Source organism: Herbaspirillum rhizosphaerae (assembly GCF_046025915.1).
GTDB lineage: Bacteria > Pseudomonadota > Gammaproteobacteria > Burkholderiales > Burkholderiaceae_D > Herbaspirillum > Herbaspirillum rhizosphaerae_A.
Window position 1 is genome coordinate 288,342 of sequence record NZ_JAQQFR010000005.1, and the last position, 25,135, is coordinate 313,476.

The 25,135-nt window shown below is 56.2% G+C and carries 20 protein-coding genes; 11 read left to right on the top strand and 9 right to left on the bottom strand.

The window, feature by feature from the left end; translation table 11 throughout:
• The first annotated feature begins 177 nt into the window (after positions 1 to 177).
• The 3 genes from carA to greA all read left to right on the top strand — a co-directional run bounded on the left by carA (position 178) and on the right by greA (position 5,264).
• Positions 178 to 1,341 carry a glutamine-hydrolyzing carbamoyl-phosphate synthase small subunit gene (gene carA / locus PQR63_RS10010; protein ID WP_408167714.1) on the top strand — a complete coding sequence of 388 codons (1,164 nt, stop codon included), beginning with the start codon at positions 178 to 180 and terminating at the stop codon, positions 1,339 to 1,341.
• Positions 1,334 to 4,567 carry a carbamoyl-phosphate synthase large subunit gene (gene carB, locus PQR63_RS10015; protein WP_408167716.1) on the top strand — a complete coding sequence of 1,078 codons (3,234 nt, stop codon included), beginning with the start codon at positions 1,334 to 1,336 and terminating at the stop codon, positions 4,565 to 4,567. The genes carA and carB overlap by 8 nt, the downstream gene beginning before the upstream one ends.
• A 214-nt stretch (positions 4,568 to 4,781) precedes the next feature.
• The gene (gene greA / locus PQR63_RS10020; RefSeq protein ID WP_408167717.1) at positions 4,782 to 5,264 is read left to right on the top strand and encodes a transcription elongation factor GreA; all 483 of its coding nucleotides are present in this window, start codon (positions 4,782 to 4,784) and stop codon (positions 5,262 to 5,264) included.
• Between the two features lie 182 nt (positions 5,265 to 5,446).
• Here greA and PQR63_RS10025 read toward each other — a convergent pair whose 3' ends face one another.
• A complete protein-coding gene (locus PQR63_RS10025; protein ID WP_116435051.1) occupies positions 5,447 to 5,911 on the bottom strand; it encodes a YhbY family RNA-binding protein in 465 nt (154 codons plus the stop codon).
• Between the two features lie 95 nt (positions 5,912 to 6,006).
• Between PQR63_RS10025 and PQR63_RS10030 the strand changes: the two genes are divergently transcribed.
• From PQR63_RS10030 to phoB, 5 genes are all read left to right on the top strand, one after another.
• Positions 6,007 to 6,651 (top strand): RlmE family RNA methyltransferase, encoded by a 645-nt coding sequence (locus PQR63_RS10030; RefSeq protein ID WP_094563028.1) that lies wholly within the window; start codon positions 6,007 to 6,009, stop codon positions 6,649 to 6,651.
• Positions 6,652 to 6,932: 281 nt separating this feature from the next.
• The gene (gene ftsH, locus PQR63_RS10035; RefSeq protein ID WP_408167718.1) at positions 6,933 to 8,816 is read left to right on the top strand and encodes an ATP-dependent zinc metalloprotease FtsH; all 1,884 of its coding nucleotides are present in this window, start codon (positions 6,933 to 6,935) and stop codon (positions 8,814 to 8,816) included.
• Positions 8,817 to 8,987: 171 nt separating this feature from the next.
• Positions 8,988 to 9,845: a dihydropteroate synthase gene (folP, locus tag PQR63_RS10040; protein WP_408167719.1), complete on the top strand. Its 858-nt coding sequence runs from the start codon at positions 8,988 to 8,990 to the stop codon at positions 9,843 to 9,845.
• 44 nt (positions 9,846 to 9,889) lie between these two features.
• Complete coding sequence (glmM, locus tag PQR63_RS10045; RefSeq protein WP_408167720.1) at positions 9,890 to 11,227, top strand: phosphoglucosamine mutase; 1,338 nt, start codon at positions 9,890 to 9,892, stop codon at positions 11,225 to 11,227.
• Between the two features lie 87 nt (positions 11,228 to 11,314).
• The gene (phoB, locus tag PQR63_RS10050; protein WP_408167721.1) at positions 11,315 to 12,016 is read left to right on the top strand and encodes a phosphate regulon transcriptional regulator PhoB; all 702 of its coding nucleotides are present in this window, start codon (positions 11,315 to 11,317) and stop codon (positions 12,014 to 12,016) included.
• A 111-nt stretch (positions 12,017 to 12,127) separates the two neighbouring features.
• Here the strand turns inward: phoB and PQR63_RS10055 are convergent, their stop codons facing one another.
• Both PQR63_RS10055 and PQR63_RS10060 read right to left on the bottom strand, forming a co-directional pair.
• Positions 12,128 to 13,417 (bottom strand): c-type cytochrome, encoded by a 1,290-nt coding sequence (locus PQR63_RS10055; protein ID WP_408167722.1) that lies wholly within the window; start codon positions 13,415 to 13,417, stop codon positions 12,128 to 12,130.
• A gap of 10 nt (positions 13,418 to 13,427) precedes the next feature.
• Complete coding sequence (locus tag PQR63_RS10060) at positions 13,428 to 14,135, bottom strand: c-type cytochrome (RefSeq protein ID WP_408167790.1); 708 nt, start codon at positions 14,133 to 14,135, stop codon at positions 13,428 to 13,430.
• A gap of 289 nt (positions 14,136 to 14,424) precedes the next feature.
• Here PQR63_RS10060 and PQR63_RS10065 point away from each other — a divergent pair, with 289 nt between their 5' ends.
• Positions 14,425 to 14,994 (top strand): sigma-70 family RNA polymerase sigma factor, encoded by a 570-nt coding sequence (locus PQR63_RS10065; protein WP_408167723.1) that lies wholly within the window; start codon positions 14,425 to 14,427, stop codon positions 14,992 to 14,994.
• 460 nt (positions 14,995 to 15,454) lie between these two features.
• On the opposite strand, the gene PQR63_RS10070 is transcribed toward PQR63_RS10065, so the two are convergent.
• Complete coding sequence (locus PQR63_RS10070) at positions 15,455 to 17,884, bottom strand: penicillin-binding protein 1A (RefSeq protein WP_408167724.1); 2,430 nt, start codon at positions 17,882 to 17,884, stop codon at positions 15,455 to 15,457.
• Positions 17,885 to 18,218: 334 nt separating this feature from the next.
• Between PQR63_RS10070 and PQR63_RS10075 the strand changes: the two genes are divergently transcribed.
• A complete protein-coding gene (locus PQR63_RS10075; RefSeq protein ID WP_408167725.1) occupies positions 18,219 to 20,132 on the top strand; it encodes an ATP-binding cassette domain-containing protein in 1,914 nt (637 codons plus the stop codon).
• A 51-nt stretch (positions 20,133 to 20,183) separates the two neighbouring features.
• Here the strand turns inward: PQR63_RS10075 and PQR63_RS10080 are convergent, their stop codons facing one another.
• Together PQR63_RS10080 and murJ are read right to left on the bottom strand one after the other, a co-directional pair.
• Positions 20,184 to 21,023: a SirB1 family protein gene (locus tag PQR63_RS10080; RefSeq protein WP_408167726.1), complete on the bottom strand. Its 840-nt coding sequence runs from the start codon at positions 21,021 to 21,023 to the stop codon at positions 20,184 to 20,186.
• Positions 21,024 to 21,123: 100 nt separating this feature from the next.
• A complete protein-coding gene (gene murJ / locus PQR63_RS10085; RefSeq protein WP_408167727.1) occupies positions 21,124 to 22,674 on the bottom strand; it encodes a murein biosynthesis integral membrane protein MurJ in 1,551 nt (516 codons plus the stop codon).
• 299 nt (positions 22,675 to 22,973) lie between these two features.
• Between murJ and rpsT the strand changes: the two genes are divergently transcribed.
• On the top strand, positions 22,974 to 23,240 hold the full coding sequence (gene rpsT, locus PQR63_RS10090) for a 30S ribosomal protein S20 (protein WP_006463174.1): 267 nt from the start codon (positions 22,974 to 22,976) through the stop codon (positions 23,238 to 23,240).
• Between the two features lie 300 nt (positions 23,241 to 23,540).
• Here rpsT and PQR63_RS10095 read toward each other — a convergent pair whose 3' ends face one another.
• The 3 genes from PQR63_RS10095 to PQR63_RS10105 form a co-directional block, all read right to left on the bottom strand.
• Entirely contained in the window at positions 23,541 to 23,981 is a 441-nt protein-coding gene (locus PQR63_RS10095) for a DUF192 domain-containing protein (RefSeq protein WP_408167729.1), read from the bottom strand.
• Positions 23,982 to 24,161: 180 nt separating this feature from the next.
• Positions 24,162 to 24,356, bottom strand: a complete 195-nt coding sequence (locus tag PQR63_RS10100) for a hypothetical protein (protein WP_408167791.1) — start codon at positions 24,354 to 24,356, stop codon at positions 24,162 to 24,164.
• 160 nt (positions 24,357 to 24,516) lie between these two features.
• Positions 24,517 to 25,077: a pseudouridine synthase gene (locus PQR63_RS10105; RefSeq protein WP_408167730.1), complete on the bottom strand. Its 561-nt coding sequence runs from the start codon at positions 25,075 to 25,077 to the stop codon at positions 24,517 to 24,519.
• Between the last annotated feature and the right edge of the window lie 58 nt (positions 25,078 to 25,135).

Genomic DNA, 25,135 nt, shown 5'->3' on the forward strand with positions numbered 1-25,135 from the left:
ATTCCGCCGTAGCGCATACCGAATCCTTCACCTCGTCCCAGCAGACCAAACAACCACCCCACGTGCTTCAAAACGGGGCGTTTGCGCCGGTCGCCGGTTGGGTACTGAGAATCGAGTGCTGATCCCAGCAACACGATCTGGTCAGGCCAGCGGCGGTAACAATCTCAGGAGTTACCCTTGCTGCCTCTTCTTTCTGGCCCTACCGTTCCGGCCATCCTCGCGCTAGCAGACGGGTCCGTTTTTCTTGGTGTTTCGATCGGCGCTGCCGGTAACACGACTGGTGAGGTGGTTTTCAACACCGCCATGACCGGCTACCAGGAAATTCTGACCGATCCCAGCTACAGCCAACAGATCGTCACACTGACTTACCCGCATATCGGCAATACCGGCGTCAATCCCGAAGATGTCGAAGCCTCGCAGATTCACGCTGCCGGCCTGATCATCAAAGATCTGCCGCGTCTGACCTCCAATTTCCGCACCAAGCAAACACTGACCGAATACCTGCAAGCCAGCAACATTGTGGCCATTGCCGATATCGACACGCGCAAGCTGACCCGCATCCTGCGCGAAAAGGGTGCGCAAGGCGGCGCCATCGTCGCCGGTGACACGAACATCGAAGCGGCAACCGCCAAGGCGCTGGAACTGGCGCGCGGTTTCCCGGGACTGGCAGGCATGGACCTGGCCAAGGTCGTGTCGACCAAGCAATCCTACAACTGGACCGAGACCGAGTGGAAGCTGGGTCGCGGTTACGGTCAGCAAATCACGCCGAAATTCCACGTCGTCGCGTTCGACTACGGCGTCAAGTACAACATCCTGCGCATGCTGGCTGAGCGCGGTTGCAAGGTCACCGTGCTGCCGGCGCAGGCAACTGCCGCTGAAGCGCTGGCCCTGAATCCGGACGGCATCTTCCTGTCGAATGGTCCCGGCGATCCGGAGCCATGCGATTACGCGATTGCTGCGTCGAAGGAGCTGATCGAGCGCGGTATTCCGACTTTCGGCATCTGCCTCGGCCACCAGATCATGGCGCTGGCCTCCGGCGCCAAGACACTGAAGATGAAGTTCGGTCACCATGGCGCGAACCATCCGGTGCAGGATCTGGACACCAAGCAAGTGCTGATCACTTCGCAAAACCACGGTTTCGCTGTTGATGCCGCGACACTGCCGGCCAACTGCCGCGTCACGCACGTGTCGCTGTTCGATGGCTCGCTGCAAGGTTTTGCCCGTACCGATAAGCCTGCGTTCTGCTTCCAGGGCCACCCCGAAGCATCGCCCGGGCCGCATGACATCGCCCCCCTGTTCGATAAATTTGTGGCGATGATGGAGAAAAAGAAACATGCCTAAGCGTAACGACATTAAAAGCATCCTGATCATCGGCGCTGGTCCGATCATCATCGGTCAGGCCTGCGAATTCGACTATTCCGGTGCGCAAGCCTGTAAGGCACTGCGTGAAGAAGGCTACAAAGTCATCCTGGTCAACAGCAATCCTGCGACCATCATGACCGATCCTGAAATGGCGGACGTCACCTACATCGAGCCGATTACCTGGCAAGTTGTGGAACGCATCATCGCCAAGGAAAAGCCGGACGCGATCCTGCCGACCATGGGTGGCCAGACTGCGCTGAACTGCGCGCTGGACCTGCACCGCAACGGCGTGCTGGAAAAGTACAAGTGCGAACTGATCGGTGCCTCGCCGGAAGCCATCGACAAGGCTGAAGACCGCTCCAAGTTCAAGGACGCCATGACCAAGATCGGTCTGGGTTCCGCGCGCTCTGGCGTGGCGCACACGCTGGAAGAATCGTGGGCGGTGCAGAAGGAACTGGGCTTCCCCGTCATCATCCGTCCATCGTTCACTATGGGCGGCACCGGCGGCGGCATCGCCTACAACGCCGAAGAATTCGAAACCATCTGCAAGCGCGGCCTGGAAGCTTCGCCGACCACCGAACTGCTGATTGAAGAATCGCTGATCGGTTGGAAAGAGTACGAGATGGAAGTCGTGCGCGACAAGGCCGACAACTGCATCATCGTCTGCTCGATCGAAAACCTGGATCCGATGGGCGTGCATACCGGCGACTCCATCACCGTCGCGCCGGCACAAACGCTGACCGACAAGGAATACCAGATCATGCGTAACGCCTCGCTGGCGGTGCTGCGTGAAATCGGCGTCGACACCGGCGGCTCCAACGTGCAGTTCTCGGTCAATCCGGCCGACGGCCGCATGATCGTCATCGAAATGAATCCGCGCGTCTCGCGTTCGTCGGCATTGGCCTCCAAAGCGACCGGTTTCCCGATCGCCAAGATCGCCGCCAAGCTGGCGGTTGGTTTCACGCTGGACGAACTGCGCAACGAAATCACCGGCGGCGCGACCCCGGCATCGTTCGAACCGTCGATCGACTACGTCGTCACCAAGATCCCACGTTTTGCGTTTGAAAAATTCCCGCAAGCCGACAACCACCTGACCACGCAAATGAAGTCGGTCGGTGAAGTCATGGCGATCGGTCGCACCTTCCAGGAATCGTTTCAGAAAGCCTTGCGCGGCCTGGAAGTCGGCGTCGATGGCATGAACGAAAAGACCACCGACCACGAAACCATCAAGGAAGAACTGGGCGAGCCTGGTCCTGACCGTATCTGGTACGTGGGTGATGCGTTCGCGCAAGGTTTCACACTGGAAGAAGTGCATGGCCTGACGCACATCGATCCGTGGTTCCTGTCGCAAATCAAGGAAATCGTCGACATCGAACTGTGGCTGGAAAACGGCCAGACACTGGAAGGCCTGGACAAGGCGACCTTGTACAAGCTGAAGCAAAAGGGTTTCGCTGACCGTCGCCTGGCCAAGCTGCTGAAGGTCACCGACACCGCCGTGCGCGAGAAGCGTCATGCGTTGAATATCCGCCCGGTCTACAAGCGCGTCGATACCTGCGCCGGCGAATTCTCGACCAACACTGCTTACATGTACTCGACGTATGAAGAAGAGTGCGAGTCAAAGCCGACCGACAAGAAGAAGATCATGGTGCTGGGCGGCGGTCCAAACCGTATCGGCCAAGGTATCGAATTCGACTATTGCTGCGTGCACGCTGCGCTGGCAATGCGCGAAGACGGCTACGAAACCATTATGGTCAACTGCAATCCGGAAACTGTTTCGACCGACTACGACACCTCCGACCGTCTGTATTTTGAATCGCTGACGCTGGAAGATGTGCTGGAAATCGTCGCGCTGGAAAAACCATACGGCGTCATCGTGCAATACGGTGGTCAGACACCGCTGAAGCTGGCGCTGGATCTGGAAGCCAACGGCGTACCTATCGTCGGTACTTCGCCAGACATGATCGATGCCGCAGAAGACCGCGAGCGTTTCCAAAAGCTGCTGCACGACCTCGGTCTGCGCCAACCGCCGAATCGCACCGCGCGTACCGAAGCCGACGCGCTGCGTCTGGCGCAGGAAATCGGTTATCCGCTGGTGGTGCGTCCTTCCTACGTGCTGGGTGGCCGCGCGATGGAAATCGTCCACGAGCAACGCGACCTCGAGCGTTACATGCGTGAAGCCGTCAAGGTTTCGCATGACTCGCCGGTGTTGCTGGACCGCTTCCTGAACGACGCGATCGAAGTCGACGTCGACTGCCTGTCGGACGGCGAGCGCACCTTCATCGGCGGCGTGATGGAACACATCGAACAAGCCGGCGTGCACTCAGGCGACTCGGCTTGCTCGCTGCCGCCTTACTCGCTGGCGAAAGAAACCATCGACGAACTGAAGCGCCAGACCGCATTGATGGCGAAGGGCCTGAACGTGGTCGGCCTGATGAACGTGCAGTTTGCGATCCAGCAAACTGAAGTCGACGGCAAGTTGCAAGACGTCGTCTTCGTGCTGGAAGTGAACCCACGCGCATCGCGTACCGTGCCGTTCGTCTCCAAGGCAACCGGTCTGCAACTGGCGAAGATCGCTGCACGTTGCATGGTCGGCCAATCGCTGGACAGCCAGGGCATCAAGAACGAAGTGATCCCGCCTTACTTCAGCGTCAAGGAAGCGGTATTCCCGTTCGTAAAATTCCCGGGCGTCGACACCATTCTCGGACCTGAGATGAAGTCGACCGGTGAAGTCATGGGCGTGGGTAAGACTTTCGGTGAAGCTTTCGTCAAGTCGCAGCTGGGCGCCGGCGTCAAGCTGCCGACATCGGGCAAGGTGTTCCTGAGCGTGAAGGGCAGTGACAAACCGCGCGCCGTGCAAGTGGCGAAGGATCTGGTCGGTCTCGGCTTCTCCATCGTTGCAACCAAGGGCACGGCTGCGGCCGTCAGCGCTGCAGGTATTCCTGTCACGACCGTGAACAAGGTTGTGGAAGGTCGTCCGCACATCGTCGACATGATCAAAAACAACGAAATCACACTCGTGGTCAATACCGTCGAAGAAAAGCGTACGGCGATTGCCGACTCCGGTGCGATCCGTACTTCGGCGCTGGCAGCGCGCGTGACAACGTTCACGACCATCGCCGGCGCAGAGGCTGCGGTTGAGGGCATGCGTCACCTGAATGCGCTGGATGTGTATGATTTACAAGGGCTGCATAAAGCTATACACTAAACCCACATACACGTTTTATTGCTAGTCACAGAGGGCATCTGAGTATTCGATGCCCTCTGTGTCTTTTTTAACGGCAAACTCTGTATTTGCCCGTAAGGGCTGTTGCAAAATTGATCTCGCACCGCATCATGTTTTACGCGCGTTCAGTTTGATTTTGCAACAGCCTCCAGGGCAAGTCATACAAAAGTGCCTCATTTTTTTGTTGAGAGTTTTTATGAGTACAGTTCCTATCACCAAGTATGGTGCAGAGCTTTTGAAGGAAGAGTTGCAGCGTCTGAAAACCAAAGAGCGTCCAGCGGTCATCAATGCGATTGCCGAAGCGCGCGCGCAAGGCGATCTGTCGGAAAATGCTGAATACGATGCCGCCAAGGAACGCCAGGCTTTCATCGAAGGCCGCATTGCTGATCTGGAAGGTAAACTGGGTTCGTCGCTGGTCGTTGATCCGGCGACATTGAGCGCAGGCGCGGATGGCCGTGTGGTGTTTGCTGCGACGGTCGATCTGGAAAACCTGGATAGCGGTGAAAAAGTCACCTATCAGATCGTCGGTATTGACGAAGCGGATATCAAGGAATCCAAGGTTTCCGTGACCTCGCCGATCGCACGTGCGATGATAGGCAAGAGCGCCGGCGATGTGGTTGCCGTTGAAGCGCCATCGGGCGTGCGTGAGTATGAAATTCTGGAAGTGCGCTACGTTTAAGTCTTAGCGTAAAGGCCGACGTAGGCGCTGTGGATGACAAGCTGTAAATAATTTACAGCGCTGCGATGGTTAAAAAAATGCCCGCTGAAGCGGGCATTTTTTCTTGCTTGATTTGAATTCCAGTCAGGCGGGAATACTATTATCCACGGTGCTCATTTTGGTAAGCGTCGCGGCTGACGGCATCAGCCCATGGATTTCTTTGCGCTTTTCTGACGTGGCTTGGCGCGCTTGATCGAGCCGCCCGCAGTAACGCGCTCGTTGCCCTTGATCATGACCTTGGTGACCGATGGGCGCTTGGTGCCGCTGGCGCTAGGCTTGACGATGGTGACTTCGCGCATGCCCTTGCCGCGTGTTTCGCTGCGTTCTTTCGCCGCTTCCTTCTTGGGGCGGAAGATCACCAGCAGTTTGCCGATGTGTTGTACGGGCGCTGCCTTGAGTTGTTCGCAGATGGTGTCGTAGATGGCGACGCGCGCTTCGCGGTCATCGCCGAACACGCGAACCTTGATCAGGCCGTGGGCGTTCAGGCTGGCATCGATTTCTTTGGTGACGCCGGCAGTCAGGCCGCCTTCGCCGATAATCACGACAGGGCTCAGGCCATGCGCTTCGGCACGCAATTCACTGCGCTCTGCAGGAGTAAGTTTCAACATAGTTTGTTTCCGGTGGGCGAGCGGCTTGGCGCCTGAGACCAGTTAAACCGGTCCGAACTCTGTCCCTCAATATTTAAAACCAGTATTCTACGCGAATGGCAAAGAACAAATTAAACAAAAACTGGCTGCATGATCACATTAACGACCCGTATGTGAAGCTTGCGCAGAAGGAAGGCTATCGCGCACGCGCGGCCTACAAGCTCAAGGAAATCGATGAGGATGAGAAGCTGATCAAGCCCGGCCAGGTCATTGTCGACCTTGGCTCGACCCCCGGCAGCTGGTCGCAATATGCCCGCAACAAGCTGGCAGGGCTGGAGGGCGGCGGCATTCGCGGCACCATCATTGGGCTGGACATGCTACCAATGGATCCTATTGCCGACGTTCACTTCATTCAGGGCGATTTTCGCGAAGAGGACTCGTTGCGCCAGCTGGAAGCTATTCTGGATGGGCGCCAGGTCGATCTGGTGTTGTCCGACATGGCACCGAACCTGTCCGGCGTGGCGATTGCCGATGCTGCACGGGTTGAGCATCTTATCGATCTGGCAATTGAATTTGCGCAGGCACACATGAAACCAACCGGTTCAGTGTTGGTGAAATGCTTCAACGGTACGGGTTATAACGAGCTGGTGCACAAATTCCGCGCGGAATTTAAAACCGTCACGTCGAAAAAACCGAAAGCCAGCCGCGATAAATCGTCGGAAATTTTCCTTTTGGGCAAAATTTTGAAGAATCCACATTAAATCGGCCGGTAATCTTGCATTTCGACCATTTTTCTTCTTGATTTCACCGATTCCGGCCACACATCCACTGCTGGAACCTTACGATTTTTATTCCTCGGAGCGTTTTTTGCGGCGATTTGGATGTGTTTTTGCCATCGGCCGCGATTCAAGTTTCTCCGCCGGTCTGCCGTAGTCTATTTACGTCAGCCAGGGATGGACGGTTTCCTAGTAAGCGCAGATGAATCCGAGTAAAATCGGATATATATAAGGTAATGAGGCGCGCTCGCGTCGGAGGAGTTCTAGTGAACAACATGTTTTCCAAAGCCGCCATCTGGGTGGTGATCGCCCTGGTGCTGTTTATGGTCTTTAAACAGTTCGATAGCCGTAGCCTGGCGTCGGGCGCTACACCGATCGCATACTCCGACTTCATCAGCGAAGTAAAAGCCGGCCACATCAAAGACGCGACCATCGAAGACCGTAGCATCGTTGCGACCACGCAAGATGGTAAAAAGGTCAAGACTGCCGCAACCTATCTGGATCGCGGCCTGGTCGGCGATCTACTGAACAACGGCGTCAAGTTCGATGTCAAGCAACCGGAAGAACAATCCTTCCTGTCGCAAGTCTTCATCTCCTGGTTCCCGATGCTGTTGCTGATCGGCGTCTGGGTGTTCTTCATGCGCCAGATGCAGGGCGGCGGCAAAGGCGGCGCGTTCTCCTTCGGTAAGTCCAAGGCGCGCATGCTTGACGAGAACAGCAATTCCGTCACTTTCGCCGACGTCGCAGGTTGCGACGAAGCCAAGGAAGAAGTGCAGGAGCTGGTCGAGTTCCTGCGCGATCCAACCAAATTCCAGAAACTCGGCGGCCGCATTCCTCACGGCGTGCTGATGGTCGGTCCTCCAGGTACTGGTAAGACATTGCTGGCGCGTGCGATTGCAGGCGAAGCGAAGGTTCCGTTCTTCACCATTTCCGGTTCCGATTTCGTTGAAATGTTCGTCGGTGTGGGCGCATCGCGTGTTCGCGACATGTTCGAAAACGCCAAGAAGCACGCACCGTGCATTATCTTCATCGATGAAATCGACGCCGTCGGCCGCCATCGCGGCGCCGGTATGGGCGGTGGTAACGATGAGCGTGAACAAACGCTGAACCAGATGCTGGTCGAGATGGATGGTTTTGAAGCCAACTCCGGCGTTATCGTGATTGCTGCAACCAACCGTGCTGACGTGCTGGATAAGGCGCTGCTGCGTCCAGGTCGTTTCGACCGCCAGGTGATGGTCGGCTTGCCGGATATCCGTGGTCGCGAACAAATTCTCTACGTCCACATGCGCAAGGTGCCTATCGCCCCTGACGTCAAGGCCGATATCCTTGCGCGCGGCACACCTGGTTTCTCGGGCGCCGATCTGGCCAACCTCGTCAACGAAGCTGCACTGTTCGCCGCACGCCGCAGCAAGCGTCTGGTCGAAATGCAAGACTTCGAAGATGCGAAGGACAAGATCGTCATGGGTCCGGAACGCAAGTCTGCCGTGATGCGCGAAGAAGAGCGCCGCAACACGGCGTTCCATGAGTCCGGTCACGCTGTTGTCGCCAAACTGTTACCTAAGGCTGATCCCGTTCACAAAGTCACCATCATGCCGCGTGGCTACGCACTGGGTTTGACATGGCAGCTCCCTGAGCATGATCGCGTCAATATGTACAAGGACAAGATGCTCGAAGAGATCGCCATCTTGTTCGGTGGTCGTATCGCAGAAGAAATCTTCATGCATCAAATGTCGACCGGCGCGTCCAATGACTTTGAACGTGCAACCAAGCTGGCACGTGCAATGGTGACTCGCTACGGCATGTCCGAAGCGCTCGGCACCATGGTCTACGAAGATACCGAGCAAGACGCCTACTTTGGTCGCATGTCGTCGAAGACCGTGTCTGAAGCGACGCAGCAAAAGGTCGATGCCGAAATCCGTAGCATCCTCGACACGCAATATGCACTGTCGCGCCGCCTGCTGGAAGAAAACCGCGACAAGGTCGAAGTCATGGCGCAAAAGCTGCTCGATTGGGAAACCATCGACGCTGATCAGATCAACGACATCATGGCAGGCAACGAGCCGCGTCCACCGAAATACGGTATCCCGGTCAAGAAGTCGTCCGACAATACGCCAGGCGATATTTCGCCGACCGCGACTGCTCCTGCCTGATAGCGGGACTGTAAGCGAAGTTGGTCTCAGGGTGAGGAGTAATCCTCGCCCTTTTTCTTTGGGTGAGGGCTCCTGCAAGGTTTGCGGAGTCTTTTGCACGTTGGGACTGATTAGCCGCATGGTCGGCTGCAGTGCTGAAAACACCCTGAGTCAGAACATCGAAGTAACCGAATGAGCCAACAATATCTACAATGCGGGCGTTATCGCCTTTCTGTTACGCCCGGCCGCAGGCCGCTGGTAATGGGCATCCTCAACGTCACTCCCGATTCGTTTTCTGACGGCGGCAATTATCATGCGCTGGAGTTTGCCATTTCGCGCGCCGAACAGATGATTGCTGACGGCGTCGATATCATTGACATCGGTGGCGAGTCGACCCGGCCCGGTATTCCGCCGGTTCCACTGGACGAAGAACTCAAGCGCGTGATGCCTCTGATTTACGCTTTGCGCGATTGCGGCAAGCCGCTGTCGATTGACACCTATAAGCCGGAAGTCATGCGCGAGGCCTTGATTGCTGACGCCGACATGATTAACGATATCAACGGTTTTCGTGCGCCGGGCGCTATCGATGCGGTGAAGGACAGTACTGCCGGCCTATGTATCATGCATATGCAGGGCGAGCCGCAAACCATGCAGCAGCAGCCCGTATACGACGATGTTGTTGAAGAAGTGACTGCATTTCTTCAAGCGCGTGTGGAGGCGTTCAATGCCGCCGGCGTTGACCATGATCGTCTTTGTATCGATCCTGGTTTTGGCTTCGGCAAGAGTGTCGAGCATAATTATGCTCTGCTGAGAAATACCCGGAAATTGATCCGTACGCTGGATTTACCTTTGTTGGCCGGGATGTCGCGCAAATCCATGATCGGTGCAATTACCGGTAAGCCGCTGGATCAGCGTCTGGCAGGCAGTATCGGTGCGGCCTTGGCAGCGGCGGCGCAAGGTGCGATGATTATCCGTGTACACGATGTCGCGGAGACTGTCGATGCGCTCAATGTCTGGCATGCAGGCATGACGGATGCTACCGCCATCTGATAATTATTTATAAAAAAGACTCTTCAAGAGGAAACACAGGAATCATGGCTGGAAAATATTTTGGTACCGATGGTGTGCGTGGACGTGTCGGCGTGGCGCCGATTACTCCTGATTTCGTCATGCGTCTTGGTTACGCTGCAGGAAAAGTGCTCACCAAGTCTTGGGCATCGTCGGCCAAACCGACGGTGCTGATCGGCAAGGACACCCGTATTTCCGGTTATATGCTGGAAGCCGCTCTGGAGGCAGGCTTTGCGGCGGCAGGCGTTGATGTGATGCTGGCCGGGCCGATGCCAACACCGGCGATCGCTTACCTTACGCGCGCGCTGCGCCTGTCGGCGGGCGTGGTGATTTCGGCTTCGCACAATCCGTATCACGATAACGGCATCAAGTTTTTCTCGGCTTCTGGTAACAAACTGCCGGACGCCGTTGAAGCAGAAATCGAGGCCGCACTCGATACGCCAATGAGCTGTGTATCGTCCGAAAAACTGGGTAAAGCAAAGCGCTTGGACGATGCGCAGGGCCGCTATATCGAATTTTGCAAAGGGACGTTTCCGAACGATCTGGATCTGCATGGCATGCGTATCGTCGTCGATTGCGCACACGGCGCTGCCTACAACATCGCGCCGCACGTTTTCCATGAGCTTGGTGCCGAAGTTATCAATATCGGCAACCAGCCCAACGGTCTGAACATCAATGAAGGTTTTGGCGCGACTGCGCCGGAAGCCCTGTCAAAGTCAGTGCGCGCCAATCACGCGCACGTCGGTATTGCACTTGACGGCGACGCCGATCGTCTGGTGATGGTGGACGCCGCCGGCCGTATCTACAACGGCGACGAGCTGTTGTATGTAATGGTCAAGGACCGTCTGGCTACCGGACCGGTGCCGGGTGCTGTCGGTACGTTGATGACCAACATGGCGCTGGAAGTCGCTTTCAAGAAAATGGGCATCGGTTTCGCGCGCGCCAAAGTCGGCGACCGCTACGTGTTGGAAACTTTGCAGGAGCGCGGCTGGCTGCTCGGCGGTGAAGGTTCCGGCCATTTGCTGTGTCTCGATAAGCACACCACCGGCGACGGCATTGTTTCGGCGCTGCAGGTCATGTCTGCGCTCAAGCGCTCTGGACAAAGCCTGGCCGAGATGACCGCAGACATCCGTATGTATCCCCAAGTACTGATCAACGTTAAGATTCCTGCCGGCTTCGACTGGAAAACGAATCCCGGCATGCAAGCCGAAAAGGACGCTGTTGAAAAGGCTCTTGGCGACACCGGTCGCGTCTTGATTCGTCCATCCGGCACCGAACCGCTGATTCGCGTCATGGTGGAAGCGCAGCAGGCAGAGACGGCGCAGACGATGGCGCAGCGGATTGCTGATAAAGTAGCGGCCTGAGTGCTGGGTAGAACAGCGCGGGGAAGGACGAAGGCGAAGCACTGTTCTAAGCACATCGCCAACCATTACAAGTCAACATAGCAGCGCATGTCAAAAGATCAGCCACATATCTTATTAGTCGAGGACGAGCCGAGTATCGCGGAGCTTCTGCGCTTCACCATGGAAGGCGCAGGCTTTGCCACCAGCATCGCGAGTGATGCGGCAGAAGCGCGCAAGCTCATCGCGACTGCCTTGCCGCAACTGGTGCTGCTGGACTGGATGCTGCCTGATACCTCCGGGCTGGCCTTGCTTGGCGAGTGGCGCAGAGAGGCGCGTACCGCTGCTTTGCCAGTCATTATGCTGACCGCAAAGGGCATGGAAGAAGACAAGGTCAAAGGCTTGAACGAAGGGGCTGACGACTACGTCACCAAACCGTTTTCACCGAAAGAACTGGTGGCGCGTGTACAGGCACTGCTGCGTCGCAAGGTGCCAGAAGTTGGTCATCAGAGTTTGTCCTATGGCTTGCTCGGCATCGATACCGAACGTCATCGCGTCACGGTCGACAAGGATGAGATCGAACTGGATCAGGCGGAATTCAAACTGTTGCGCTATCTCGTCGCACATCCGGAACGCATTTTTTCACGTGCCCAGTTGCTGGATAAAGTCTGGGGCGATCATACCTTCATCGAAGAGCGCACCGTCGACGTTCACATCATGCGCCTGCGCAAATCGCTGGGAGCTGCCGCAGACTATGTGAAGACTGTACGCGGCATGGGCTACAAGCTCAGCATGGAAGCGAAGAGCGCTTGATTCCGAGTTTGATGATTCGGCCACGCGGTCGAATGTTGTAACCGAATCCTATCTAATCTCACATTTGAAGCCCGTTCTTGGTTCAGCCAAGCGTCAACCGGACTTCAATCATCAGTCCAACGGAATTGATCGATAGCGATTCACCTCTTGCGGCGAGACAAAACCGGCGCGATTTTCCCAGCTGTTCCTGATATACGACACGACCGCAGCGACTTCCTGGTCGTTCAGGGCCTGTCCGAAAGGTGGCATGCCGTAGGGGCGTGGATTGCCTTCGGTTGACGGCGGGAAGCCGCCATTGAGCACCATGCGAATCGGATTGACTGCGGATCCCATCGTCAGCGAACGGTTGCCGCTCATCGGCGGGTAAGCCGGCGCGATGCCCTGGCCGTTGGCCTGGTGGCACTCGGCGCATTGCTTTTCATAGATCTTGCTGCCGGTTTGCAGAATGCGATCGGCTGTTGCCTTGTCCGGCTGCGCCGTGTCGAGCGCTGGCGGGGGATCGTTCTGCGGCAAGGATTTCAGGTAAACCGCCATGGCCTGGATGTCGCTGTCAGTCAGGTGTTGCAGACTCTGGCTGACGACTTCCGCCATGGGGCCGAACACCGTGCTGCGCGGCGAGACGCCGGTTTTCAACAGCGCTGTGATGTGAGCTATTTCCCATTTTCCGAGCCCGGCTTCAGCGTCTGAGGTCAACGACGGCGCATACCAGTTCATGATCGGAATGAGGCCGCCGGCCAGATCGGATTTATCCACGGTGGCACCAAATGCGTTGCGAGTCGTATGGCACGCGCTGCAATGTCCCAGCCCCTGAACCAGATAAGCGCCGCGATTCCACTCGACCGATTGTTTGTTTTCTGGCGCATAGGATCCCGGTGTGAAATACAGCGCACGCCATCCGGCCAGCAGGATGCGGTAGTTGTAGGGGAAGCGCAGTTCGTGTTCCTGATTGACTTGATGCACCGGCTTGATTGTTTGCAGATACGAGAACAAGGCATCGGCGTCTTCACGCGTCACTTTGGTGTAATTCGGATACGGGAAGGCCGGGTAGAGGAAGCTGCCGTCCTTCGACTTGCCGTGATGCAGCGCCCGCCAGAAATCTTTTGTGTTCCAGCTGCCCAGGCCGGTCTCATTGTCGGCGGTGATATTGGGCGCGTAGAGCGTGCCGAACGGCGTCGAAATGGCGCGGCCACCGGCATAGGGTTGCCCACCGCGTGCCGTATGGCAGGCCATGCAGTCACCGGCACGGGCCAGGTAGGCGCCGCGGATGACTTGTTGTTCGGGATTCATCGGGGCGGCCGATTGTGGCGGAGCATCGTCGTCATGATCAACAAATTGCATGCTGACCATGACGGCGGGGATGGCGCTGATCAGCAAGAGGAGGGCCAGCAAGATGCGTTTCATGAGCAGCCCTTTATTCGGTGACGCTGCCGCAAGCCAGCGGCAGTTTGACAGTCGTGGCAGGGGCCGGTACGGCGCCTTCCGGGACGGTTTGGGCGGCGAGCCAACTGCTGGCCGCGTTGATATCTTCCAGTGTCAGTTTTTGCGTGATCTGCGCCATGCAGTCGGGCGCTTTTGCTTTGCGTACGCCGTTTCGCCACGCGCCGAATTGCGAATTGATATAGTCGCGCGGCAAACCGATCAGGCCCGGAACGGCAGGCGCTACGCCGGTTAGCGCTTGTCCATGACAGGCAATGCAAGCCGGCACTTTCTTGCTGCTGTCGCCGTTCATGACCAGATTGCGGCCACGTTCCAGTACTGCCGGCGTAGCGTCGCTAGGTTGTGGTGCAGGGTAGGGCGGATGTTGTTCGGAGAAGTAGTTGGCGATTTCATGCAGATAGGCGTCGGAAAGATGATCCAACAGATACGTCATCAGTGGATACTGCCGGCGGCCATCGCGGAAGTTGGTGAGCTGGTTGAACAGATAGCCCTCCGGCTTACCGGCGATGCGGGGATAAAAACCGTCGCTGGAGGCGCGTCCTTCTTTGCCATGGCACGCGGTACAGGCAACGACACGCTGGGAAATCGTATCCGGTAAGGTTTGCCGGCCCGAGGCCGAGCTCGACGTCAAAGTAGAAGTTGGGGCTGAGTTTGAGCTTTGCGCGTGAGCCAGCGGTAACATGGCTGTCATCAGCCCGGCACATAATGCCAGGTAACGCGCCACATACAGCGTCGGAAACGCGCGTGGTACGCTGCGTGCGAACATCGGGAAAGATATAAGGCTGGCCATATAAATAATCGTTGTAAGTTATATGCGGCGAGCTGATCGGAGAATTGATCGCAATGTTTGCATTGTATAAGAGCTGGCGTTTATCATGCCCGCACACCAGCACCATGAAAATCCAAGTACAGTAGCGTTTTTGCAGTGTGTATTGCCGTACAGATCAATTTCAGAAGACAGATAAATCCCCATGGCCGACAAGTCGTTTGAACAGTCAGTGATTGCCGAGCGTAGCATGCTGGTCAAGTTTGCACGCCTGCATCTGCAGGAAGATGCTGCCGAGGATGTCGCGCAGGAAACCTTACTGGCTGCATTGCAGAATGCCGCAGGCTTTTCGGGAAAATCGTCGTTGCGTACCTGGCTGGTCGGCATTCTCAAGCACAAGATCGTTGACTTGATTCGCAAGGAAAAGAAGTACGTTCAGATCACACAAGAGGAAACCGGCGACCCGACCGACTTCGACGTACTTTTTGACGACACGGGGCATTGGGCCGAAGCGCCCGCCGATTGGGGCAATCCGGCGGAAACTCTGCAGCAGTCGCAGTTCTTCGACATCATGGATTTTTGTCTGAACAAGCTCTCGCCGGTGATGGCGCGTGTGTTTTCCATGCGTGAACTGTTCGAGTTCGAGATTGCCGAGATCTGCAAGGAGCTCAAGATCACAGCCAGCAATTGCAGCGTGCTGCTCTATCGCGCCCGCATGCAACTCCGTCTGTGCCTGGATCAAAATTGGTTCGACGGCCGCACAAGCGGCGCTTGATCCGACTGCGCGCCTTTCCATACCCGCCCACACCCGCTACAATAGCGCCCACGCCCCCGTAGCTCAGTGGATAGAGCGATCCCCTCCTAAATACAATTGGGCACCGGCATCCGAAAGGCGCCGCGTGAATGGAGTCAAATTCGGTGAACCCTGACAGCGCTTGCAGTGCTTATGCTGCAAACGGCTGCTGGCAATACCGAGCCAAGCCGCACCGGGTTGTTATCGTGCGGAAGGTGTAGAGACTAGACGGCTCCGGCCTGCGGACTGCAAGTCCATGGCCAAGGTATAGTCCAGACCACAAACAAGTTACTTGGTGGCGAAAGCCATGGTGGTACGAAGGGATAGGTCACACGTTCGATCCGTGTCGGGGGCGCCAGATACGAAGGTAAAAAAAGCGCAGAAGATATTGTCTTCTGCGCTTTTTCTTTTTTGCGATCCGGTCAGTGAGGTCAGCGACTGGTCAATGACCCTGATAGAGCTTGTCTCGGTCAACCTGAGCAGGCGATGCCGGGGCGCCGGTCGAACTTGCCGGTGGTGCAGGTGTCTCTGAGTTCGGATTCTTTGACCAGCCGAAGAAATTGGACAAGGCATCTACCACACCGCCGCCTTCCGTACCCAGCGAGGCGACAAAGCCATCACCCGGAGAGAAGTTGTCGTAGTAAGGCTCGCCATCGACAAACTTGATGCCTGCCGGTGCCGGCATGTCGAATTGCGGCACGCCCTTGAGTGCGGCACCCATGTAATCCACCCAGATCGGCAAGGCCAGTTGCGCGCCGAATTCTTTGCTGCCCAAGGTCTTGGGTTGGTCGTAACCCATCCAGACGACGGTCGTCAGCGTGCGTTGATAACCGGCAAACCAGCCGTCCATCGCATCGTTGGTGGTCCCTGTCTTGCCCGCCAGATCCGTGCGCTTGAGCGAGTTGCTGCGTGCGCCGGTGCCGCGTTGTGCGACCGATTGCAGCAGGCTGGTCATGACATAGCTGTTGCGTTCGTCAATGGCGCGCGGCGCATTGTTGCCGACCACTAGGGGATCTGCCTTGGACAAGACCTTGCCGCGTGCATCCGCGATTTGCGTGATGAGGTAAGGATTGATCTTGTAACCACCGTTGGCGAAGATTGCATAAGCGGACGCCAACTGCAGCGGTGTGGTCTGACCCGCACCCAGAGCCATCGGCAGATAAGGCGGCACCTTGTCGACATCGAAGCCGAAATGGCTGGTGATGAAATCTTGCGCATACTTCACGCCGATTGCATCTAGGGTACGGATTGCCACCAGATTGACCGATTTTTGCAAGGCGGTGCGCATCGACATCGGGCCAGCCGGCGGATCATCATCCTTCGGTTCCCAGTTTGGCTGACCATTGCCTGCCGGGTAAGAAACCGGAGCATCGTTGATGATACTGGCTGGTGCAAAACCTTTTTCCAGCGCAGCCGAATAGATGAATGGCTTGAACGTCGAGCCCGGTTGGCGCCATGCCTGTGTCACGTGATTGAAGTTGTTTTGCGTGAAGTCAAAGCCACCGACCAGCGCGCGAATAGCGCCATTCTGTGGCGTGACCGATACCAGCGTTGCTTCTACTTCCGGCAACTGCACGATCTGCCAGTTTTTCTTGGCGTCTTGCATGACGCGGATCACCGCACCCGGTGCGATGCGAATTTCCTTCTTGGCTTTCGGACTCAATGCGGCTGCCACGAATTTGAGTGTGTCGCCGCTCAGTGTGATCTTGTCGCCGCTGCGGATCACAGCCTGGATTTGCTTCGGATCAGCAGAAACCACGACTGCAGCGAGGATGTCGTCGTTGTCCGGGTGATCATCCATGGCGTCGTCGATGGCTTGCGAGCGATCATCGTCGCCAGATGGCAACTCGATGGTTTCTTCCGGGCCGCGATAGCCGTGGCGGCGGTCGTAGTCCATGACACCCTTGCGCACGGCGTCATAGGCGGCCTTCTGATCGGCTGCATTGATGGTGGTGGTGACGGTGATGCCGTGGGTGTAGGTGTCTTCCTTGTACTGCGCGTAGACCATCTGGCGCACCATTTCATTCACGTACTCGGCATGAACGTTGTATTGATTGCCGGGGGCGCGCACCTGGATATCTTCTTTTACGGCAGCGTCATATTGCGCTTGCGTGATGTATTCCAGATCCAGCATGCGTTGCAGGATGTATTGCTGGCGGATGTGCGCGCGCTTGGGATTGACGATCGGGTTGTACGCCGACGGTGCTTTCGGTAAACCGGCCAGCATGGCGGCTTGCGCCAACGTGATGTCCTTGATGTCCTTGCCGAAATAGGTGCGTGCCGCAGCGGCAAAGCCGAAGGCGCGTTGTCCCAGATAGATCTGGTTCATGTACACCTCAAGGATCTGATCCTTGCTCAGGGTTGCTTCAATTTTGTTAGCCAGCAGGACTTCATAGAGTTTGCGCGAAACAGTTTTTTCCTTGGTCAGGAACACATTGCGCGCCACTTGCATGGTGATGGTGCTTGCGCCTTGGCTGGCATGGCCTTTGATGATGTCGGTCGCCAATGCGCGTGCGATACCGATGTAGTCGATGCCGCCATGCTGATAGAAGCGGTAGTCTTCAATCGCCAGCACAGCGTTTTTCAAGTTGGCGGGGATGGCGTCGAGCTTCACCAGACTGCGTTTCTCTTCACCGAACTCACCCAGCAGCACATTGTCGGCAGAATAAATCCGCAGCGGTACTTTCGGACGATAGTCGGTAATGACATCCAGCGACGGCAGGCGCGGATTGATGAAGATCAGTGCGTAGGCGATGATCAATGCGCCAATGATCGCCAGCCCGAGAACGGTGAAGGCGATGAATTTGGCGATATTGGGATTCAGAAAACCGCGTTGGCGGGAAACTAGGGGAAAGCGAGAGTTAAAGCGCATGGTCATTGTTAGTGAAGGGCGTGCCGTATCTTACAACATGGGGTGGTCGGGACTGCCGATCTGAGGCCAATCAAAGGCGCGATTATGTTTCCAAATGTATGCGGTGGCCACCGGCGTGCTTGTTTTGGCGCAGGATCATGCCAAAAACACATTCTTTGTTGTTGTTCGGCAATTATCGTTGTTGCGACGCAGTATTAAGCCAGGAAGATCGCGTACAGATCGACGTTAGATTCACGAAGCCCGCGCACAATCGGTACAATGCGGTCTTTCCTCTTAATTCAGTCGCGGCAAAGCAGTTGCTGCCCGGCCTTCGATTTCATCCCTCGGCATACTTATGGCAGTCATTTCTCTCTCCAATGCGCAGCTCGCATTCGGACACGTTGCGCTTCTCGATGGCGCGGAGTTTTCCCTTGAAACAGGCGAACGCGTCGGTCTGATCGGCCGCAACGGCACCGGCAAGTCGTCCTTGCTGAAAATCATCGCGAGCGTTTCCAAACTGGACGATGGTCTGCTGGTGATGCAGCAAGGCCTGAAGATTGCCTATGTCGATCAGGAGCCGCATTTCCCTGCAGAGATGTCGATTTTCGATGCGGTCGCTTCCGGCTTGGGCGAATTGCCGGCGCTGCTGGCCGAATATGAGTCGTTGACCGGCCAGTTCGGCGGCGACAACGATGATGCGCTGATGGAGCGCATGCACGACATTCAGGTCAAGCTCGATGCCGCCGACGCCTGGAGTCTGAATCACAAGGTCGAAACCACGCTCGACAAGCTGAACCTCAAAGCGGAGTCGCTGATCGGCGAACTGTCCGGCGGTATGCAAAAGCGCGTGGCGCTGGCATGCGGCCTGGTCGGTGCGCCCGATGTGCTGCTGCTGGATGAGCCGACCAACCATCTGGATTTCGGCTCGATCCTGTGGCTCGAAGCGCTGTTGCGCGACTACAAGGGCAGCGTGCTGTTCATTACCCATGATCGTAGCTTCCTTGATAACGTTGCTACGCGCATCATCGAACTGGATCGCGGCAAAATACTTTCCTTCCCGGGCAACTTCAGCACCTATCAGGGCCGCAAGGCAGAGTTGCTGGCCAATGAAGAAGTCGAGAACGCCAAATTCGATAAATTCCTCGCGCAGGAAGAAGTCTGGATCCGCAAGGGTGTGCAGGCGCGCCGTACCCGTGACGAAGGTCGTGTGCGCCGTCTCGAAGCCTTGCGCCAGGAACGCAGCGTACGCCGCGACCGCCAGGGCCAGGTCAAACTGGAGGTTTCCTCCGGCGAGCGTTCAGGCAAGATCGTGGCGGAACTGGAAAACGTCAGCAAGGCCTATGGCCCGAAGACCATCGTGCGCGATTTTACCGGCACCATCATGCGTGGCGACAAGGTCGGCCTGATCGGTCAAAACGGCGCCGGCAAGACGACATTGCTCAAGCTCATTCTCGGTGAAGAAACGGCAGATGCCGGCACCGTGCGCCAAGGCACCAAATTGCAGGTCGCGTACTTCGACCAGATGCGCACTCAGCTCAACGAAGAAGCCAGCCTGGCCGAAACCATTGCCCCGGGTAGTGACTGGGTAGAAGTCAACGGTCAGCGCAAGCATGTCATGACGTATCTGAGCGACTTCCTGTTCGCACCGGAACGTGCACGTTCGCCGGTGCGCACCTTGTCGGGCGGCGAGCGCAACCGTTTGCTGCTGGCGCGTCTGTTCGCCAAGCCGGCCAACGTGCTGGTGCTCGATGAACCGACCAACGATCTCGATATCGATACGCTGGAATTGCTGGAAGAGTTGCTGGAAGAATATACCGGCACCGTTTTCCTGGTCAGCCATGATCGTACTTTCCTCGACAATGTGGTGACACAGGTGATCGCTTCCGAAGGCGATGGCGTGTGGCGCGAATATGTCGGCGGCTATAGCGATTGGGAGCGCGTGCGCGCCAACATGCAGGCAACAGCGAAGAAGGCTGACAACAAGCCGGAAACCAAGCCGGCAGAAGTGCAAGCAGCACCGGTTGCCGCAGCGGCCAAGCCGAAGAAGCTCAGCTACAAGGAGCAGCGCGAGTTGGAAGAGTTGCCTAAACTGATCGCGCAACTGGAAGAAGAGCAGGCAACGATTTCTGCCAAGCTGGCTGATGCTGATCTGTACAAGCAAGGTGCGGATGTCGCCGTGGGTCTGAACGCACGCTTTGCTGAAATCGACGGTTTGCTGTTGGAAAACCTGGAGCGCTGGGAAGTGATCGAAGCGCGCTCGAAGGGATAATTAATCTTGCAGAGAAGGCGCTCCCAATTTCAATTCAATCTGAGTTGAATCTTAATTGGGACGCCGGCTTGCATGGCGCAATTCCGGCAGCTTCTCGCGCATGATGTCGGCGTCTTCCGCATCGGGCCGTAAAGCCAGATAGGCTTCAATATCATCTAACGCCGCCTGAGGTTCCGCCAGGTTGGCATAGGCCAGTCCGCGATCGCGGCGCTCGGTAATTTCATCCGGCAGCAAAATCACCAGACGTTCTTGCACGTCGCGTAAAAGCTCCCATTGCCGGCCTTCGGTAAAAATGGCCTTGAGATTACGCAGCATGCGAGTGAGGATCTCACGCGGATGTGCCGCGCGCAGATAAGCGGCCAGCGGCAGCTCGTCGCCGTATTCCTGTTGTTCCAGATACGGCTCCAGCCGTTCTTCCAGTTCTTCGCGCGACAGGCTGGAACCGTTCATCGGATCCAGTACGATATCGCCCGACTGCACCGATAACTTCATCAGGAAGTGCCCGGGGAAGGAGATGCCCTTCATGTTCAGACCGATCTGCTGGCCCAGCTCCATGTAGACCAGCGCCAGCGAAATCGGAATGCCGCGGCGCGACGCGATGACGCGATGGATATAACTGTTGTCGGGATCGTAATAATTGTTGATGTTGCCCGCGAAAGCCAATTCCTGGAAAAAGAAATGGTTCAGCATGCGCAGTTTTTGAATATGCGATGCATCGGCGGAGAGACGCTGCTTCAGCTTGAGCGCTAAAGTGTCCATCTCGATCTGGCTGGCGGAAAAATCCAGATCGGGATACGCATCTTGGCCCAACGCCAGAGCCGATTCAAACAGCGGAATCGAATCGTCTTGACGAACCAGCGAAGAAAAATATTCGAGCGGTGTAAGCGTCATATGTTGATCATGCTATCAAAATATGCGCGCTTGTGAAATGTTTGCCTGGCAATGGGGCGCTAAAGCAACATTGCCCGGCAAACAAAAAATAAATGCGTGATCAGCGACCGATGCGTTTGAAGTCGCGGAAACGGAAGCCCATCGCCATCAACGCGCCGAAATAGGCGATGCCGCAGGCCGCGAATACCAGCATCAGTGCGCCGACACGTTCGGCCGGATGCGCGCGCATGGCGATCCAGTCAAAATGCCGCGCTACGGCAAGTGCGACGCCGGCCAGCAGAAACAGCGCGCCGGTCAGTTTGATCAGAAACATGCGCCAGCCCGGTTGTGGCGTGTAGATGTTGCGGCGGCGCAGTCCCCAGAACAGAAACGCGGCATTGAGGCAGGCGCCCAGCCCGATGGACAGAGCCAGCCCGGCATGTGCGATCCATGGCACAAAAATATAGTTCATCAACTGCGTTGCAATCAGCACGCCAATGGCAATCTTGACTGGTGTGCGGATATCTTGTTTTGCGTAGAACCCGGGCGCGAGAATCTTCACCAGAATCAGACCGATCAGCCCCACTCCATACGCGACCAACGCGTGGCTGGTCATCGCTACCGATACGGTATCGAATTTCCCGTAGTGGAAAAGCGTCGCCGTCAGCGGTTCGGATAGCGTCGCCAAGCCGACCGCACAAGGCAGCGCCAGCAAAAACGTCAGACGCAGGCCCCAGTCGAGCAGGGAGGAGTATTCCACCATATCGTTTTCGGCATGCGCGTTCGACAGGCTGGGCAACAAAATCGTGCCGAGCGCCACACCGAGCAACGCAGTGGGGAATTCCATCAGACGGTCGGCATACGACAGCCACGATACGCTGCCATGTGCGAGGCGGGAGGCGATGTTGGTATTGATCATCAGGCTGATCTGCGCGGCAGAGACGGCAAACACAGCCGGTCCCATCTTCTTGAGCACGCGTTTGACGCCTTCATCCGAGAGGCCAATCATTGGATTGAGGTACAGGTGCGGCAACATGCCGATTTTTTTCAGCGCCGGGACTTGCAGCGCTACCTGCAATATGCCGCCCACAAAGACGGCAAATGCCATCGCGTAGATCGGCTGGTCCATGTAAGGCGCGACGAACAGCGAAGCGACGATGAAAGAGACATTCAGCAGTACTGAGGTAAAAGCCGGGATCTTGAACTCTCGCCAGGTATTGAGAATGCCGCCGGCCAGCGCAACAAACGCCATGAAGCCGATATAGGGGAACATGATCCGCGTCATCATCACGGAGGCATCAAAGGCTCCCTGATTGTATTTAAGGCCGGTAGCGATGAAATAGACAATCACGGGCGTGGCCAGAATGCCGACGATGCTGGTCGCCAGCATCACCCAGATCAATACCGTTGCCACATGGTCAACCAAGGTTTTGGTGGCGGCATCACCTTTCTGGTTTTTATATTCGGCAAGGATGGGGACGAACGCCTGCGAGAAGGCGCCTTCAGCGAAGAGGCGGCGCAGCAGATTGGGGATGCGGAAGGCCACGTTGAAGGCGTCCGTGTAGGCGGAGGCGCCGAATGCGCGTGCGAACAGGATTTCTCTTGCGAGGCCGGTAATGCGGGATAACATCGTCATGCCAGAGACGGTGGCAAGCGTTTTATGCAAGTTCATGGGACGGCATTATAGCTTTCGTTTTTGATGCTTCGACGCGGAAGGTGGTTTGGTGCCATTGTCGGGTAGAGTGATGGCGTTGGAGAAGGCGAGCGCGGCAAGGTTCGGAAAGGCGAAAAATCAGATTTCAGGGTTTGTTGATTTTTGGCAATTTGACCGCTTTGCAACACGCAGAGGCGATAGTCGGGCTGTATTTGCCAGTTTGAGGAAAAGTGGTTATAATCCGTGGCTTTACAGAATTCCGCCTCGCAAGTTATCAAGATTGCGATGCACTCGATCTCGATTTAGGATAATTATTCATGGCAAATACCGCACAAGCACGCAAACGTGCTCGTCAAGCTGTTAAGCAAAACGCGCACAACTCCAGCCAGCGTTCGACGCTGCGTACAGCAATCAAGGCTGTTCGCAAGGCGATCGCTGCAGGCGACAAGGCTGCTGCGACTTCCGTGTTTCAATCGTCGGTTTCGACCATTGACAGCATCGCTGACAAGAAAATCATTCACAAGAACAAGGCTGCTCGCCATAAGAGCCGTCTGGCTGCTGCCCTGAAGGCACTGGCTGCTTAATTCTTGTCGTTGACTGGGTCTTTGCTTCGGCTGAGACTCAAGCAGCGCTGAATCGATAGTAATGTCGATTCGAAAACATCAACCCGCCCAAGCGATTTGGCGGGTTTTTGCATTTGCAGATAGCGTATTCACCGCAGCCGTCGCTTATCGCTGGCTCTATTCCAGATTGTTTTGCTAAGCGCGGGTTGTTTCTTCCCGGGCGATCGATCTTGACCCGGCTTGACGGGTTGTCAGGTCGTGAATGGCTATAGGTGATTGACGCGACGTCGCTCAGGACGTCACGGACTGCTTGTCGGATGCTTAGCGCGGTAAGCCTTCAATGACAGTGCCTGGCTTGATGTTCTTTTGCTTGAACCAGCCCTTGTTCATTTCCAGGGCATAGGTTGCCGCCTTGGTCGCGCAGTGCGAGTCCAGGGTCTGTTCCTTCATTTCTTCGATATTGATGATCTTTCCGGTTTCGTCCATAAAGGCGACGGAAAGAGGGATCAGCGTGTTCTTCATCCACATGCAGACGCCTGCCGGCTGGCCAAAAGCGAACACCATGCCTTCATTGGCGCCCATTTTGTCCCGGAACATCAGGCCCTGTTCGCGCTGTGCTTCGGTCGAGGCGACTTCGGCCTTGATCAGATACAGCCCGGAATTGAGCGTGATCGTGGGGAATTTCTGAAGTTGCTGGGAGTAAGACGGAAGGGCGGTCGCGAAAGCAGCAAGTGCGGTAAGCAGTGCAAATGAACGGCGCATGATGGATTTTAAGTAAGGGTGACGGACTATCAGCGGATTATAGCGAGGATGGATTGTCAATGGCACATCGGAGGCTGCAATCGCGAGATACTGTCAAAACAGGCGAGCGGATTGAGAAATCTGGAGCGGAAATGAAAAAAGGCAGGACGAGCCTGCCTTTTAGTCGTGCGAAAGCTTAGATTACTTAGCAGCGTCAGCAGCTGGAGCAGCCTTCTTTGCCTTCTTAGCCTTGTGGCTCTTCTTCGCTTTCTTAGCCTTTGGAGCAGGAGCAGCAGCGTCAGCAGCTGGTGCTGCTGGGGCAGCAGGAGCTGCAGCTTGTGCGAAAACGGTAGTAGCGAACAGACCAGCGATCAGAGCGGCGATCAATTTTTTCATTTTGCAGTCCTTCAAATTTAACATGTTAAGAAAACGGTGATTCTCGTGAATCATTGCCAATAACGACGTGCTGAAAGCTTGGTTGACAGAAAATTCCAAAAAAGAAAATTTCTTTGCATCCCGCGTAGTAGCGCGGTTTTTAGTCAGCATATTGTCAGGTTTAGCGGCTGAGTTCACTCGCTTCAACCTCTTTCCATTCACCCGGCATCAGAGGGTCGGTCTGCAAGGAAAAAGGGCCGATGGCAATACGTACCAGTCGCAAAGTTGGCAGATCGACAGCGGCGGTCATGCGGCGAACCTGGCGATTCTTTCCTTCTGAGATTTTGATGGTGAGCCAACTGGTCGGCTGACTCTTCCTCACGCGTATCGGCGGATTACGCGGCCACAGCCACTCCGGCTCCGCGACATGTTTGACCTCGCTTCGCTGTGTCACGAAATCGCCCAGATCAAGCGGGTTACGCAGACGTTCCAGTGTGTCCCGGTCAGGGACGCCATCGACTTGCACCAAGTAAACTTTTGGCTGCTTGCGTTTGGGGTGACTGATCTCGTGCTGCAATTGGCCGTCGTCCGTCAGCAGCATCAAGCCTTCGCTATCGGCATCCAGGCGACCAGCCGGGTAAATGTCGGGGATATCGAGGTAATTCGCCAGCGTATCGTGTTCAGGATGTGCAGAGAATTGGCACAAGACCTGAAACGGTTTGTTGAACAAAATCAAAGGCATGCTTGAGCTGAAGATAAGTTGGTTCAGAGGTTGTGTCGTTTGCATCGGTGCAAATCTG